The sequence below is a fragment of the Pseudoxanthomonas winnipegensis genome (assembly GCF_030322905.1).
GTDB classification, from domain to species: domain Bacteria; phylum Pseudomonadota; class Gammaproteobacteria; order Xanthomonadales; family Xanthomonadaceae; genus Pseudoxanthomonas_A; species Pseudoxanthomonas_A winnipegensis.
In genome coordinates this window covers 1,650,248-1,666,066 of record NZ_CP095475.1, presented here as the reverse complement: position 1 = coordinate 1,666,066, position 15,819 = coordinate 1,650,248, and the positions used below count along the sequence as shown (strand labels likewise).

The window sequence follows — 15,819 nt, the reverse complement described above, 5'->3', positions numbered from 1 at the left end:
CCCGTCATCGGGCCATGCCGTCCGAAGCAGGCCCGGCCCGCCAAGCGACAGACCCGCCAGATCCTCGCCCCGGCCTAACCGACAACTGATCAGCGGCGACAAGACGATGGGCAACCCGGGCCTTGGTGACGATGCCAAGCGCGCCAGGCCACAGCACGCCTGCTTCCTCGAAGAACAGGGACAGATGCCCCATCAGGCCATTGTGCGCAGCCAGCGCAGCAAGTCTGCCTGTGGACTCTCAGGCTGCAGGGACTGCGGCGACAGCAGGCAGTAGTGCGAGCCGTCCGCGACGAAGCCCAGCGGCGCGGTCAGCACCCCGCTGTCCAGGTCGTCGCGCACCAGATGCCACGGGCCGATCGCCACACCCAAGCCGGCCACGGCCGCCTGCAGGCTGAAATAGAAGTGATCGAAGATCTGCTCCGGCCCATCCGGCACGGACTGGCCTGCGGCCGTTGCCCATTCCGACCAGGTGTTCGGCCGCGTGCGCGTGTGCAGAAGCGGTGCATCCGCGTTGATGACCACGCCAGTCTTCTTCCCGTCGAACCAGGCCGCCATCCTGTCGGGTCGGCAGACCGGGCCTACCTTCTCGGCGAACAACGGTTCGACGTGGCAGCCCTTGGGCCAAGGAAAGTCATCGCGGCGGATTGCCAGGTCGATGCCGCTGTCGAAGGAGAACGGTCCGCCACCGGCGACCAGATGCACGTCGATTTCCGGATGCCGGGCCTGGAAGGCCGGCCAGCGCGGAATCAGCCAGCGCATCAACAACGTCGGCTCGCAAGACAGCACCCAGCGCCGCGCTTGGCGGGCACTGGCGCGCAGTTCCCCTACAGCCTGTCGCATCAGATCCAGCCCCTGTCCCACCGCCCGCGCCAGCGTGCGGCCCGCATCGGTCAGGAAGACGCGTTGGCTGCGCCGTTCGAACAAGGCCTGTCCCAGCGCATCTTCGAGCAGGCGCACGGCGCGGCTCACCGCGCCGTGCGTCAGGTGCAGTTCTGCCGCCGCTCGGCTGAAGTTTTCCAATCGGGCCGCCGCCTCGAAGCAGCGCAGTGCCAGCAGCGAAGGCAGGCGCCTATCGTCGAGTGGTGAGCCCAACTCACCATACCTGTCAGAAGTCATCGTTATTCAAAGGGAACCATCGACCGTAGTATCGCTTCGATTCGTTGCTTCACGACAGGCTGCGCCATGACCGAACTGATAGTCGTCATCACCATTACCCTGCTGGCCGTGATCAGCCCAGGACCGGACTTTGCGATGGTCACGCGCAATAGCCTGATGCTCTCGCGGCGCGCCGGTGTGCTGACCGCCCTAGGCATCGGCCTGGGCGTGCTGGTCCACGTCACCTACACGCTCATCGGGGTGGGTCTGCTGATCAAGCAATCGCTTTGGCTGTTCAACGCCATCAAGCTAGTGGGGGCCGTCTATCTGGTCTACCTCGGCGTGAAAATGCTGCGCTCCAAGCCTGCTGGCACCCTGGCCAACCCCGTGGCTGCGCTGTCGGATGCAGCGGCGTTGCGCATCGGCTTCCTGACCAATGCGCTGAATCCGAAGACCACGATCTTCATCGTCAGCCTGTTCATGCAGGTGGTGCGACCCGACACGCCGCTAGCGGTGCAGATCGGCTATGGCGCCTTCATCTCCCTGGCGCACATGGCCTGGTTCAGCCTGGTGGCCTTGTGCTTCTCCAGCAGTGCAGTGCGTGATCGACTGCTGTCGGTGCGCCATTGGATCGACCGCACCTTTGGCGGGCTGCTGGTCGGTTTCGGAATCCTGCTGGCGGTGGCGCGCGGAACACGCTGATTCACGCCAAGGCGCGGCGTTTCTAAGTCGGCGGCTTTCGTCTGAAGCGTAACGCCGAGCGCTTCGGCGCCGCAGAACGAGACACGCGATACGGGTCGCGGCGGACGCATCAACCGGCGCGACTGCGGCCCATGCATCGTCTCGCTCCGGACACATCGCGCACCGCCTGCGACAACACCCAGCCTGGCAGGCGATCGCGGCAGTACCCGCGACATGGACTTTCGACGATCGAGCCGGACTTCCTGAGCGCTTGAGGCCAGCCATTCTTGTTGCAGGCATTTCCACCCGGCAAGGCTCAGTTCCTCTACACGTGCAAGGCCGCCACGGTCTGCTCGATGTCCTTGCTCAGCTCCATCACCTTGATCGCGTAGTCGGCCAGGCGCTGGTCCGCCTCGCTGGTCGGCGTCCACGGCGGCACGGCGGTCGGCTTGCCTTCGGCCTGGTCCATGGCCACGAACACGATCACGCAGTGCGTGCACAGGCGGCTGACCGCGTCCCGCTCGCCGGGTTCCAGGTCGCGCGCGCGCACGTCCACGGCGAAGTGCATGCTGCTGGTGCCGGTGTGGACCAGCTTGGCGGTGACGGTCACCAGGTCGCCGATGCGGATCGGGGCGACGAAGCGGATGCCGCCCACCGCGACGGTGACGCTGTAGTGCCCGCTCCAGCCCACGGCCGCGGCATAGCCGACCTGGTCGATCCAGCGCATGACCACCCCGCCGTGGACCTTGCCGCCGTAGTTGACGTCCTTGGGCTCGGCCAGGAAGCGGAAGGTCAGTTCACGTTGCTCGCCACGCATGGGGTCTCCTGAAGATCGTGCTGGGCGCGCGCCGCGCCGGGCTGGTCGAGAGGCCGGCGCCAACGCCGGTCGGGCGAGGATAGTCGGTTGCGGGCGAGGCGAGTTTCGCGCCATCCTGTCGGCTTCCCGCTCAATGGAATGAACACCACATGCGTAGCTTCCTGGGGTTGCTGCTGGGCATCCTCGTCGCCGCGGCCGTCATCGCCGGCGGCACGTATGCCTACCAGCATCTGTACCGCCTCCCCTCCGGCGCGGACTTCTATACCGTCTCCAACCTGGCCGATTACGCCGTGTCCGCCCCGCGCGAGGCGCTGGCCTGCCTGATCGCCGGCTGTGCGCTGGCCGGGCTGCTCGGCGGCGGGGTCGCGGCCAAGGTCTCCAGCGCCAACCGCAGCGCCCCGGCGATCGCGGTCGGTGCGCTGGTGATGGCGGCGGTGATCGCGCTGGCGGCCTTGGTCCCCTTCCCGGCCTGGGTCACGGTGGTCGCGCTGCTGCTGCCGATCCCGATGGCGCTGTGCGCCACACGCCTGGCCACGCCGCGCCACGAGGTCTGAGCACGGCGCGGAGAAATGCGCAGTCGCCTTGGCCAGGCCGGCGACTGGCGCGACGCGTCTGGCACCTCATCGACGAGGTGCGCCGCTCGATCGGCCGTCCCGCCCGCATGGCTCGGCGTCGTGGACCCCTATCTTCACGCTCCAACTTGTGCGGCCACCATGGACGCATCACGGAAGCAGCTAGAAGCATCACGCGCCGCGCAAAAAGGAAGGGCGCGCTGACCGGCAGCGCGCCCTTCGCCTTGGCCCAGCACCGAACGGATCAGCGCTGCGGCGCGGACTCCACGCCGACATTGGTCGGCGCCGCATCGTAGATCTGCTTGTCCAGCAGGCCGGTCTCGCGCGCGACCAGGGTCGGCACCAGCATCTGCCCGGTCACGTTGGTCAGGGTGCGCATCATGTCCAGGATGCGGTCGATGGCATACAGGTAGCCGATGGTCTCCAGCGGCAGTCCGGCTGCGGTGAGCACCACCGTGGCCATCACCACGGCCGTACCGGGCACGCCAGCGGTACCGAAGCTGCCCAGCACCGAGGCGATCAGCACGATGAAATACTGGTTGCCGGTCAGCGGCACGCCGGTGTACTGCGAGATGAAGAGCGCGCACAGCGCCGGATAGATCGCTCCGCAGCCGTCCATCTTGATGCTCGCGCCCAGCGGCACGGCGAAGGCCGCATAGTCCTTGTTGACGCCCAGGTTGTGGGTGATCGAGCGCATCGACACCGGCATGGCGGCGAAGCTGGACGAGCTGACGAAGGCCACCTGCATGCCCGGCGCGGCGCCACGGAAGAACTTCAGCGGGTTCAGCCCATGGATCAGCAGCAGACCGCCGTAGACCACCACGATGTGCAGGATGCAGGCGATGTACAGGGCCAGCACGAAGTTGCCCAGCGGCAGCAGCTTCTCGAAACCATAGGCGCCCACCAGCGCGGCGATCAGGCCGAAGGTGCCGATCGGGGTGACCTCCAGCACGAAGCGCGTCACCTGGATCATGATCTCGCTCATCTGCGCGGTGACCTTGCGCGCCTCGGCCACGCGGTCGCCCAGCTTGACCATGGCGAAGCCCAGCAGCGCGGCGAAGAAGATTACCGGCAGGATCGAGCCGCGGCCCGCCGCCAGCACGGTCTCGCCGGCGGCGTTGGTCCGCGTGCCGATGCCGGTCAGGGCGAAGAACGGGTTGGACGGCACCACGTCCAGCAGCACCTTGACCGGGCTGGGCACGTCGCGCGGCTTCCACGCCGAGTCGATGGCGATGCTCAGCGCGCCGCTGCCGGGCTGCATGACCGTGCCCACCAGCAGGCCCACGCCCACCGCCAGGCAGGCGGTGATGACGAACCAGCCGAAGGTGCGCGCGCCCAGCGCGGCGATGGACTTCTGCCCGCTCAGCGCCGAGATCGCGTTGATCACCGCGAAGAACACCAGCGGGATCGCGATCATCTTGATCAGGGTGACGTACAGATCGCCCAGCGGACCGAACCAGGTCTCCGCGCGCGGGCCGAGCGCCCAGCCGGCCAGGGCGCCGAGCACGAAACCGGCCACCACCCGCTGCCAGAACGGGATCTTCAGCCATGCCTGCCCGAGTTTCACGAAATCACGCCCCGTCGTCGGTGTCCCATCGCGCACCTTACCGCGCGGTGGCCGCGCCTGGCGATGCCCGGCGTGGAACCCGGCGGACCAGCAGCGGGACATGCCGGGCCAGCGCCACGCCGGGCGCGTCGGTCCGGATCGTCATCCTGCTGTTGTCTTGGAGAGGCAGACTTGGCGGTCGGTCCTCTTCCCGTCTCTCCAGCATGCGCCTGCCCTGCCCTCCCGTTCTCGCCCTGACCGCCTCCCTCGGCCTGACCCTGCTGGCCGGCTGCGCCAGCACCGCCGGCGCCAGGCCCACCATCGCCGCCGCGGCGCCGGAGGTGCCGCAGGTCGCCCACCCGCAGGGCGAGACGCCGCAGTGGTGGTATCGCAGCGGCGCCGCGCGCGCGGCCGGCAACGGCGCCATGGCGGGCAAGGCGCGCAACGTGATCCTGTTCCTCGGCGACGGCATGAGCCTGACCACCGTGGCGGCCGCCCGCATCCTGGAAGGACAGCGCCGCGGCGCCCCGGGTGAGGAGAACGCGCTGAGCTGGGAGACCTTCCCGGCCACGGCGCTGAGCAAGACCTACAACACCGATTCGCAGACGCCCGACTCGGCCGGCACCATGACCGCGATCATGACCGGCGTGAAGTCGCACATGGGCGCCATCGGCGTCAGCGCCGGCAACCGCGGCGACTGCGCCGACAGCTTGAACAAGGGCCTGCTGACCTGGCTGCAGCTGGCCGACAGCGCCGGGCTGGCCACGGGCATCGTCACCACCACGCGCATCACCCACGCCACCCCGGCGGCGACCTATGCGCACAGCCCCGAGCGCAACTGGGAGAACGACGCCGACCTGCCCGAAGCCGCGCGCCAGGCCGGCTGCACCGACATCGCCCAGCAGCTGCTGACCGATGCGCGCTTCGGCCGCGGCCCGCAGGTGGTGCTGGGCGGCGGCCGCAGCCAGTTCCAGAACGCCACCGAGCGCGATCCCGAGTACGACGACAAGGTCGGCCTGCGCCTGGACGGCCGCGATCTGGTCGAGGAGTGGAAGCAGGCCCACCCGGGCGGCGCCTACGTCTGGAACGCGGGCCAGTTCGAAGCGGCCAAGGACGCGCCGGCCCTGCTCGGCCTGTTCGAGCCGGACCACATGCAGTTCGACCACGACCGCAACCGCAGCGCCCAGGGCGAGCCCAGCCTGGCGCAGATGACGACCGCGGCCATCCAGTCCCTGGCGCGCCAGCCGCAGGGCTTCGCGCTGATGGTCGAGGGCGGCCGTATCGATCACGCCAATCACTCCGGCAACGCCTTCCGCGCCCTGGACGAAACCATCGCCCTGTCCGATGCGGTGCGCGCGGCGGTCAAAAACGCGCCGCCGGACACGCTGATCATCGTCACCGCCGACCACTCGCATTCGCTGAATTTCGTCGGCTACCCGGTGCGCGGCAACCCGATCCTGGGCAAGGTGCGCGGCGTCTCCGGCGAGGACGGCGATCGCACGCAGTACGCACGCGATGCCAACGGCCAGACCTACACCACGCTCAACTACGCCAACGGCCCGGGCTATCCCGGCGCGAGCAACGCCCAGCCCGCCGGCCCCAAGCGCTTCCCGCACGAGCCCTCGGAGTTCAAGGCCGCGCAGGGCCGCCCGGTGCTCGACGAGGTCAACACCGAGGATCCGGACTATCTGCAGGAAGGCATGATCCCGATGAAGTCCGAGAGCCACGGCGGCGACGATGTCGGCGTCTGGGCCATCGGACCGGGCAGCGAGGCGGTGCACGGCACGATCGAGCAGAACACGCTCTACCACCTGATCGTGCAGGCCACGCCCGCGCTGCGCGCGCGCCTGTGCAAGGCTGGGACATGCAATGCCGATGGGGTGCCGGTGGAGCTGCCGTTGGCGAAGGCGTTTGAGGTGGAGTGAGGAGGAGCAGGAGCTTTCGCGTCCTTCGGACGCGACTTCCTTTTGTCTTGTCAAAAGGAAGCAAAACCGCTTCTCGCCGGGACGCACGCCGACGCTGCGCGTCGGTCCCCTGCGCTCCTCGCAAAGCAGGGCACGGCGCCCAAACTCGCTTCGCTCAAACAGGGCGCCTCTTCGGCCCTGCTTTGCTGCGGTGCTCGGCGTGCTTTACGGCTCAGACAGGTGGAGCGAAACGCAAAGGCGAAAGCACTTGAGCTACAGCAACGGCAGTGCGGCAACATTAGAGTCGAAGCAGTACCTTCAGATCGTCATTCCCGCGCAAGCGGGAATCCATGGACTTTGCTCTTAGCCTTTGCTGGTGCTTCCAGGCAGAAGAGGTAAGGCGAAGGGGCCAGGATCAGACACGCGGCGGATATCGGCACGGGGCAGTTTGGCGTCCGCACGACCCCGGGCGGACGCCAATCCCAGACTCAACGCGCCTCGAGCAGCTTGCTCAAGGTGTCCGTGGTGCCGGCCACGCGTTCCAGCGACGGGTACTGCAGCCCACCGTGGTAATCGAGCTTGTAGGTGTCGTAACGGTCGAAGTTCTTCACCAGCAGCTCGATCGGCGCCTTGCCCGTCTTGGCCGCGGTCACCGCGTCCTTGATCGTATCGCCGGAATAGGCCTGGCCGTTGACCGCCACGATCGTCATGCCCGGGGCGATGCCGGCCTGGAAGGCCGGGCTGTCCCACAGCACATCGCCCACGCCGCCGTCGCTGCCCACCGACAGGCCCAGCGAATAGGTCAGGTTGGTCGACTTGCTGCGGCCCTCGGCGGCCTTGATCGCGGCGCTGGGCTTGTCGCTGAACACCAGCTTCCAGCCGCTGGCCTCGATGCCGCCGGTCAGCGGCTTGCGGCCATCCAGGCGGTCGCGCAGGAACGTGGCCCAGTCGTAGGCCGCCACACCATTGAGCGTGGACACCACCTCGTCGAAGTCGTAGGTCTTGACCTGGTAGCTGCCGTTGTCCATGCCGAAGAAGGCCTTGGCGAAATCGTCGATCGACTTCTTGCCCCGGCTCAGCTCGCGCAGCTTGGCGTCGGCCTCCAGCCACACCATCTGGCCGCCGGAGTAGTAGTCCTCACTCAGCTGGTAGCTGCGATAGGCCAGCGGGCGGCGCATGTTGATGGTCGGATCGTTGGTGGTGTCCTGCAGCGGACGCCAGTCCAGGCCCGGCCGGCCGCGGGCATAGGTTGCCGCGACGCTGGCCAGGGCGTCCATCGTCTGCTCCTTGGACCACAGGCCCGAGCGCGCGGCCAGCACATAGCCGTAGAACTGGGTCTGCCCCTCGTACACCCACAGCAGGCTGTCGCCCATGGGCACGTTGAAGTTGGGCGTGGTCAGGTCCACGCCGCGACGGAACTTGCCGTTCCAGGAGTGGTTGAACTCGTGCGGCAGCAGATCGCGACCGCCCCAGGTCTCGTCCCACTTGGTGAAGTAGTCCGGGCTGCCGCTGTTCTCGCTGGAGCGATGGTGCTCCAGGCCGATGCCGCCCATCTGGGTGGTCAGCGCCAGCAGGAAGTCGTAGTGATCGTAATGGTGCGCGCCATAGAGCTTGTAGGCCTGCTCGACCAGCGCCTTGTGCTTGGCGATCTGCTCGGGCTTGGCCTCCAGCGACTTGGGCGCGTCGGCGAACACGTTGAGCTTGACCGGGGTCTCGCCCTGGCTCAGGTCGAACTGCTTGTAGTACTTGCCGGCGAACAGCGGCGAGTCCTGCAGCACGTTCCACGGCAGGGTCTTGAACTGCACCGTGTCGCCGGCCTTGCTGGCGGTCTCGGCGGCGGTGGCGTAGGACCAGCCGGCCGGCAGCTTGACGCTGGCCTGCACCGGGATCTGGCGGCTGTAGTAGCCGGCCGGGTACAGCACGGTGAGGTTCCACTGCAGGTTGAGCATGGCCGGGGTCATCACCACGCGGCCTTGGTCGCGGTTCAGCGGCGAGAGGTAGTCGAACTCCACCTGCAGCTCGCTCACGCCTTCCGGGATGTTCACCTTGTAGGCGAACACGTCGTACTGGTCGCGCGTCCAGGCCAGCTTCTGGCCGTTGGCGGTGAACTTCAGCCCCGCGACCTTGGCCACCTGGCCGGTCGGGCTGTGGTTGCCGGGGATCCATTCCGGATACAGCAGGGTCAGCTCGCCCGCCTTCACCGGCAGGGTCTCGCGCACCTTGAAGATGCGACGGCCCAGATCGGTGGCATCCACGTCCACCCGCAGGGTGCCGGGATACGGGATGTCCTGCGGCGCGGGCGTGCTGGACTGCTGGGCCTGCGCGGTACCCGCCAGGGCGCACAGGACGGCCAGGGCGACGGGCGAGAAAGCGATCTTCATGGAGTCTCCGGGACGAGGATGAGGCCAGGGCGGCAACCCTCGATGCTATCCCCTGTCGCCCACCTGACGTTCCTGCCATTGGTCACGGTCGCCCGCCTTCCGCCCACGAAAAAGGCCGCCCAAGGGGCGGCCTGTTCGTGACGCAACGGAAGCCGGAGGCCTCAGTGCATCATGTTCGCGTTCATGTTGTGCAGCACCCACAGCGAACCGACGATCACGATGCCGATCACCACCACCGTGGAGATGAACACCATGGCGTTGCTGCGCTGGGCCGGGGTCAGGTCCATGTGCAGGAAGTACACCAGGTGCACCACGATCTGCACCGCCGCGCACAGCGCGGCGATGGCGGCGGTGACGCCGGCCGGAAAGAATCCGCTCATCGCCAGGCCGAACGGGATCACCGTCAGGATCACCGCCCAGACGAAGCCGATCAGATAGGACTTCACGCTGCCGTGGCCGGCCGCCTCGTGGGCGTGGTCGTGGGAAGAATGGACAGGACCGCTCATCACAGGGCTCCCAGCAGATAGACGACGGTGAACACACCGATCCAGATGATGTCCAGGAAGTGCCAGAACAGGCTCAGGCAGGACAGACGGGTCATCACGCGCGGCGTCAGGCCCTTGGTCAGGACCTGGATCACCAGCACCGCCATCCACAGGATGCCGGCGGTCACGTGCAGACCGTGGGTAGCCACCAGGGTGAAGAACGCCGACAGGAACGCGCTGCGCCCCGGGCCCGCGCCCTCCTCGATCAGGTGGTGGAACTCGTAGAGCTCCATCCCGAGGAAGCCGGCACCGAACAGGAAGGTGATGAACAGCCAGCCCAGCAGCTGTCCCTTGCTGCCCTTGTGCGCGCCGATCATCGCCAGGCCGAAGGTCAGGCTGGAGAACAGCAGCAGGAAGGTCTCGACCAGCACGAACTTCAGGTCGAACAGCTCCTTGGCCGTGGGGCCATCGACCGTGGCGCCGGACAGGACCGCGTAGGTGGCGAACAGGCCTGCGAAGATCAGGCAGTCGCTCATCAGGTAGATCCAGAAGCCGAACACCGAATTGGCGCCGGCATCGTGGTGCCCGTGGTCGTGGGCGTGCGCGTCGTGGTGCGCGTGACTCATGGTGTTGCTCGCGGACATGTCAGAGGGCCCCCGTCTTGGCGGCACGCAGGCGGTCAAGCTGGTCGTAGCGCGCGTTCTCGATGCGCGCCACCTCGGCGGCCGGCACGTAGTAGTCGATGTCGTCGTCGAAGGCGCGCACCAGGAAGCTGCCGATCATGCCGACCAGGCCGATGATGGCCATCCACCAGATGTGCCAGATCATGCCGAAGCCCAGCAGCACGCTGAAGGCACCCATCCACACGCCGATGGCGGTGTTGCGCGGCATGTGGATGTCCTCGAAGTGGGTCGGACGCTGATAGGCGGTACCGGCCTCCTTGTCACGCCAGTGCTGGTCCAGGCCATTGACCTTGGGCAGGTGGGCGAAGTTGTAGAACGGCGCCGGCGAGGAGGTGGCCCACTCCAGCGTGCGGCCATCCCACGGGTCGCCGGTCAGGTCGGGGTTTTCCTTGCGCTTGATGATGCTCCAGGCGATCTGGACGATGTTCAGGAAGATGCCGCAGCCGATGATCACCGCACCGCCGGCCGCCACCATCAGCCACGGGGTCCACTCCGGGTTGTTGTAGCTGTTCAGGCGACGGGTCATGCCCAGGAAGCCCAGCACGTACAGCGGCATGAAGGCGACGAAGAAGCCGACGATCCAGCACCAGAACGAGGCCTTGCCCAGCTTGTCGATGAGCTTGAAGCCGAACGCCTTGGGGAACCAGTAGGTCAGGCCGCACAGGCAGCCGAACACCACGCCGCCGATGATCACGTTGTGGAAGTGGGCGATCAGGAACAGCGAGTTGTGCAGCACGAAGGACACCGCCGGGATCGCCATCATCACGCCGGTCATGCCGCCGATGGTGAAGGTGACCATGAAGCCCACCGTCCAGTACATCATCGAGGTCATCTGCAGACGACCGCGGAACATGGTGAACAGCCAGTTGAAGATCTTCACGCCCGTGGGCACCGCGATGATCATCGTGGTGATGCCGAAGAACGCGTTGACGTTGGCGCCCGAGCCCATCGTGAAGAAGTGGTGCAGCCACACGATGAAGGACAGCAGGCCGATGCAGCTGGTGGCCCACACCATCGAGGTATAGCCGAACAGCGGCTTGCGCGAGAACGTGGACACCACCTCGGAGAACACGCCGAAGCACGGCAGGATCAGGATGTAGACCTCCGGGTGACCCCAGATCCAGATCAGGTTGATGTACATCATGGCGTTGCCGCCACCGTCGTTGGTGAAGAAGTGCGTGCCCAGGTAGCGGTCGGCGGTGAGCAGGGCCAGCGAGACGGTGAGGAACGGGAACGCGGCGATCATCAGGATGTTGGTGATCAGCGCGGTCCAGGTGAAGATCGGCATGTGCATCAGCTTCATGCCCGGCGCGCGCATCTTGAGGATGGTCACCAGGAAGTTGATGCCGGTCAGCGTCGTGCCCAGGCCCGAGATCTGCAGGGCCCAGATGTAGTAGTCGACCCCGACCCCGGGACTGTATTGCAGCCCCGACAGCGGAGGGAACGCCAGCCAGCCGGTCTGGGCGAACTCGCCCACGAACAGCGACAGCATGATCAGCACCACGCCGGCCACGAACAGCCAGAAGCTCAGCGAGTTCAGGAACGGGAACGCCACGTCGCGCGCGCCGATCTGCAGCGGCACCACCAGGTTCATCAGGCCGGTGATGAACGGCATGGCCATGAAGAAGATCATGATCACGCCGTGCGCGGTGAAGATCTGATCGTAGTGATGCGGCGGCAGGATGCCGGCACCGCCGTCATGGGCCAGCGCCAGCTGGGTGCGCATCATGATCGCGTCGGCGAAGCCGCGCAGCAGCATGACCAGCGCCACGAAGATGTACATCACGCCGATCTTCTTGTGGTCGACCGAGGTCAGCCACTCGCGCCACAACCAGCCCCACTTCTTGTAGTAGGTCATCAGCGCCAGGACCACCAGGCCGCCCAGCGCGGTACCGGCGAAGGTCGCGATCAGGATCGGCTCGTGGTACGGGATCGCCTCGAGCGTCAGTTTACCGAACAACATTAGTGCGTCTCCTGCGGATTGCGCGTCTCACCCGCCGGCGCCTTGGCGTCGTCGTGGTGCATGTGCTCCATGCCGGGCATGGCGTCCATGGACTGCATGTCGTGACCGTCGTGCGCATCGCCGGCGGGCGCGCCGGGCGGTGCGTGATCGCCCGCGTGGGCGTCGGCCTGCTGCGCGGCCTCGGTGCCCGGCTCGGCCGGGTTGTCCATGCCGAGCATCTTGTGCCCGCCGTTGCCGTGCGAGCCCATCATGTACTTGGCGATGATGCCGTTGAACAGCTCAGGCTTGACCGAGGCGTAGTAGATCGGCGCCACGTTCTCGCTGGGCTTGGCCAGCTCGGCGTAGGACGCGTCGTCGAGCGTCTTGCCCGAGGCCCTGGCCTTGGCGATCCAGGCCTCGAAGCCCGCCTGATCGGTGGAGATCGCCTTGAACTGCATGCCCGAGAAGCCCTGGCCGCTGTAGTGCGAGGACATGCCGCGCAGATCGCCCTGCTCGTTGGCGATCAAGTGCAGCTTGGTCTCCATGCCCGCCATCGAGTAGATCATCGTCCCCAGCTCGGGGATGAAGAAGGCGTTCATCACCGAGTCGGAGGTGATGCGGAAGTTGAGCGGCGTCTTCTCCGGGAAGGCCATCTCGTTAACCGCCGCCACGTTCTGGTCCGGATAGATGAACAGCCACTTCCAGTCCAGCGACACCGCCTGGATGGTCACCGGCGGCACGTCCGAGTCCAGCGGACGGTACGGATCCAGCGCGTGCGAGGAGCGCCACACCAGCACGCCCAGCACGGTGATGATCACGCACGGGATGGCCCAGACCACGATCTCGATCGGCGTGGAGTGGTGCCACTCGGGCTCGTAGCGGTTCTGCTTGGAGGCCCGGTAGCGATAGGCGAACACCAGCGCCATCACGATCACCGGCACCACCACCAGCAGCATCAGCACCGTGCAGGTGACGAGCAGGTTGCGCTCGTCGATGCCGATCTGCCCCTTGGGGTTCAGGATGGCGGACTGGCACCCGCCGAGAAACAGCACACTTGCCAGCAAGACCCATGGACGCAGTCGTCCAGGAAGCTTCAGCAGGGACATGGTCTATCCAGTTGCGAGAAGAAATCGGCTACCTAGACGGACGGTCGGCTGGCCGACCGCCCGCAACACAGGCCGCGCGTGGGCTGCCGCACAGGCGCCCGGACGCTGGCAGAGCCTGCGCTAGAACCGCACTATCTTATGCTGCCAAGCAACATCAAGGAATCCCTCGGCCGACGCGATTGCGTCAGTCGGCCGCGATCTCGCCGACCGCGCTCGTGTGATCCATATCCCAACGCGGATGTCGGCGCCGCGCCGACCGCTCGCGGCATGCTCCGATGCTACGCCTGTCGGCGCGTCGCGCTGTCGACACGGTGCGCATGAACACGCAAAAGAAAGGCCCCGCCAACGCTGCGACGGAGCCTTCAGAATGACCTTGGTGCCGGAAACAGGAGTCGAACCTGCGACCTACCGCGCGGGGATGTTCCTCCGGATCACCTCATCCTGCCACTCATAGCCTGTTCAGCCGATCGATGTCTGAGGGAGCGCCGACGCAACTACTCATCGCCTCGCTACCGAACTCGTCGCAAGCTCCCGATCTGCGGCTCTGTAGAAGGGGCAAGGCCCAAGTTTACAGAGCCATTTTCGAAAGCGTTTTTTTGGCCTCTTTCCTTACCCACGCCTTGGGATGGCTTTTTAGTAGCTCCACGCGATCGCGAGCCTGCTCAAAGTTTCCACCATCAGTTTTGCTACCTAGGCAGATATACCGCCCATCCAGATAAGTAAACCGATATGGGTCATTGTTGGCTTAAGAGAGATTGCCACCGTTATAGACGGTGTTGCCGTTTTCCTGTAGCTAATAGGAAGAAGCGTTGCCGACAGCGCTCCACGAAACAGTGTAAGAACCCGTACTGCTCGAGCCCGGAGCACTGACGGCAGGCGCGCCCTATGGCGGCGTCGGTATCGTCAACGCGACCAGCGCGCCTGGATCGGATGCCAATCGTGTCGCCGAAAAGAGGGGCTTGTTCAGAGGTTCCTTAGCTAACACTTGCGGGACCGTTACCCGGCAAGGGGCATCACTCACTCATGCACTCTTGCATGAACTTCAAAGCTAACTGCTCGCCCGTCACTATCTAGCAAGAGGCGGCCTTCGAAGGTGCCTTGTATCTGAGCATAGGGCTGTCCTCTATTGGCGTACGCAAGCTCTTCCAATAGCAGGGCAGTTGATCTTCTGTATTGAGGCAAGTCTGAGAATACTGACCTGAGACGAATCATGTAGCCGACCGGCAGGTGAGTTCTCTACCCTCGACAGGCAAGGAGAACTCATGAAGAAGCGTTTCACCGATGAGCAGGTCATCGCGATCCTGCGCGAAGCGGAAGCGGGCGCGGCACCGATCAAGGTGCTGTGCAAGAAGCACAACATCAGCGAGCAGACGTTCTTCCGCTGGCGCAATCGCTTCGGCGGGATGGACGTGCCGGACGCCAGGCGGCTGAAGGATCTTGAATCGGAGAACGCCCGGCTCAAGCGGTTGGTGGCCGAGCAGATGCTGGTGATCGACGGGATGAAGGAGATCGTCCGAAAAAAATGACATCCCCGTCGGGGCGACGCGCTGCATTGGTCGCGTTGACCCGTCGGGGACTGTCGCAGCGCAAGGCCTGCCGCTACCTGGACCTGAGCCGGCGGATTGCCGGCTATGCGCTTCGCCAGCCGGCTGCGGACAAGCCCCTGGCCGAGCGACTGCTGGCGGCGTCGCCGCAGGTGCCGCGGTTCGGCTACCGGCGGATGGCGGCCTGGCTTGGCGTGGGGGAGGCCCGGGTCCGGCGCCTGTGGCGTTCGCTGGGTCTGAACATCCCGCGTCGGCGTCCGCGGCGCCGGCGCAGCGGCAGCGATATCCGCCTGCCCGGCGCGGTCCGGCCCAACGCCGTGTGGAGCTACGACTTCGTGCACGACCAGATGGTGGATGGTCGCAGCCTGAAGCTGCTGTGCGTGATCGACGAGTACACACGGGAATGCCTGGCCATCGAGGTCGGGGCCAGCCTGCGGGCGCAGGACGTGGTCCTGACCCTGTCGCGGCTGATGCGGCTGTACGGCAAGCCGGCGTTCGTGCGCTCGGACAACGGCGCCGAGTTCACTGCGGCGAAGGTCATGCGCTGGCTGCGCGATGCCGCGATCGGCCCAGCCTTCATCGCCCCGGGCAGTCCGTGGCAGAACGGCTTCGTGGAGAGCTTCAACGGCAAACTGCGCGACGAGTTGCTGAACCGCGAATGGTTCCGCAGCCGGGCCGAGGCCAAGGTGCTGATCGAGCGCTGGCGGCAGTTCTACAACGAGCGCAGGCCACACAGCGCACATGGCTACAAGCCCCCGGCAAGCATCCGCCGGAACTGGTCCGAACCCGATACCATCACCACAGGACTCACCGCCTGAGTGGCTACAAAGTCCGTACGCAGGTCAATACTGCTGCCAACACGTCAGACCCGTCAGGTTCGTCTACTAGATAGGCGCCATGGCGGGTTGATATCAAGTAAGCGTTAATTTTGATGGAGCGGTTAGAACAAATCTCTTTTCTCTCCTTGACATCTGATGCGGTTGAGCAAACTTCTTTGCCGGAATCAGCCGTCGCGTATCCCGGGAAAAGCGCGGCAAAAATCAATAGAGCTGTTGCCTTCATT

At 65.8% G+C, this 15,819-nt stretch carries 12 protein-coding genes; 4 read left to right on the top strand and 8 right to left on the bottom strand.

Features of this window, described 5'->3' with window-relative positions; translation table 11 throughout:
- Window positions 1-192: 192 nt before the first annotated feature.
- On the bottom strand, window positions 193-1,116 hold the full coding sequence (locus MWN52_RS07385; RefSeq protein WP_286577275.1) for a LysR family transcriptional regulator: 924 nt from the start codon (window positions 1,114-1,116) through the stop codon (window positions 193-195).
- Window positions 1,117-1,182: 66 nt separating this feature from the next.
- Between MWN52_RS07385 and MWN52_RS07380 the strand changes: the two genes are divergently transcribed.
- Window positions 1,183-1,797 carry a LysE family translocator gene (locus tag MWN52_RS07380; RefSeq protein WP_286577274.1) on the top strand — a complete coding sequence of 205 codons (615 nt, stop codon included), beginning with the start codon at window positions 1,183-1,185 and terminating at the stop codon, window positions 1,795-1,797.
- Window positions 1,798-2,101: 304 nt separating this feature from the next.
- Here the strand turns inward: MWN52_RS07380 and MWN52_RS07375 are convergent, their stop codons facing one another.
- Window positions 2,102-2,593, bottom strand: coding sequence for an acyl-CoA thioesterase (locus MWN52_RS07375; protein ID WP_286577273.1), 492 nt, complete (start codon window positions 2,591-2,593; stop codon window positions 2,102-2,104).
- Between the two features lie 149 nt (window positions 2,594-2,742).
- Here MWN52_RS07375 and MWN52_RS07370 point away from each other — a divergent pair, with 149 nt between their 5' ends.
- On the top strand, window positions 2,743-3,147 hold the full coding sequence (locus tag MWN52_RS07370) for a hypothetical protein (protein WP_130519054.1): 405 nt from the start codon (window positions 2,743-2,745) through the stop codon (window positions 3,145-3,147).
- A 262-nt stretch (window positions 3,148-3,409) separates the two neighbouring features.
- Here MWN52_RS07370 and MWN52_RS07365 read toward each other — a convergent pair whose 3' ends face one another.
- Window positions 3,410-4,732 (bottom strand): dicarboxylate/amino acid:cation symporter, encoded by a 1,323-nt coding sequence (locus tag MWN52_RS07365; protein ID WP_286577272.1) that lies wholly within the window; start codon window positions 4,730-4,732, stop codon window positions 3,410-3,412.
- A gap of 203 nt (window positions 4,733-4,935) precedes the next feature.
- Here MWN52_RS07365 and MWN52_RS07360 point away from each other — a divergent pair, with 203 nt between their 5' ends.
- The gene (locus MWN52_RS07360; RefSeq protein WP_286577271.1) at window positions 4,936-6,636 is read left to right on the top strand and encodes an alkaline phosphatase; all 1,701 of its coding nucleotides are present in this window, start codon (window positions 4,936-4,938) and stop codon (window positions 6,634-6,636) included.
- A 467-nt stretch (window positions 6,637-7,103) separates the two neighbouring features.
- On the opposite strand, the gene MWN52_RS07355 is transcribed toward MWN52_RS07360, so the two are convergent.
- From MWN52_RS07355 to cyoA, 5 genes are all read right to left on the bottom strand, one after another.
- Window positions 7,104-8,996: a M61 family metallopeptidase gene (locus tag MWN52_RS07355; RefSeq protein WP_286577270.1), complete on the bottom strand. Its 1,893-nt coding sequence runs from the start codon at window positions 8,994-8,996 to the stop codon at window positions 7,104-7,106.
- A 161-nt stretch (window positions 8,997-9,157) separates the two neighbouring features.
- On the bottom strand, window positions 9,158-9,502 hold the full coding sequence (gene cyoD / locus MWN52_RS07350; protein ID WP_130519062.1) for a cytochrome o ubiquinol oxidase subunit IV: 345 nt from the start codon (window positions 9,500-9,502) through the stop codon (window positions 9,158-9,160).
- Window positions 9,502-10,125 (bottom strand): cytochrome o ubiquinol oxidase subunit III, encoded by a 624-nt coding sequence (gene cyoC / locus MWN52_RS07345; protein WP_130519064.1) that lies wholly within the window; start codon window positions 10,123-10,125, stop codon window positions 9,502-9,504. The genes cyoD and cyoC overlap by 1 nt, the downstream gene beginning before the upstream one ends.
- A 1-nt stretch (window position 10,126) precedes the next feature.
- Window positions 10,127-12,124 carry a cytochrome o ubiquinol oxidase subunit I gene (gene cyoB / locus MWN52_RS07340; RefSeq protein WP_130519321.1) on the bottom strand — a complete coding sequence of 666 codons (1,998 nt, stop codon included), beginning with the start codon at window positions 12,122-12,124 and terminating at the stop codon, window positions 10,127-10,129.
- A 2-nt stretch (window positions 12,125-12,126) separates the two neighbouring features.
- Window positions 12,127-13,212 carry a ubiquinol oxidase subunit II gene (gene cyoA, locus MWN52_RS07335; protein WP_286577268.1) on the bottom strand — a complete coding sequence of 362 codons (1,086 nt, stop codon included), beginning with the start codon at window positions 13,210-13,212 and terminating at the stop codon, window positions 12,127-12,129.
- Window positions 13,213-14,474: 1,262 nt separating this feature from the next.
- On the opposite strand from cyoA, the gene MWN52_RS07330 reads away from it, so the two are divergent.
- Window positions 14,475-15,574, top strand: a protein-coding gene (locus MWN52_RS07330; RefSeq protein ID WP_286574530.1) for an IS3 family transposase whose coding sequence is annotated in 2 segments (ribosomal slippage) — window positions 14,475-14,724 and window positions 14,724-15,574 — 1,101 coding nt in all. Because the reading frame shifts where the segments join, the coding sequence is not laid out codon by codon here.
- Window positions 15,575-15,819: the final 245 nt, after the last annotated feature.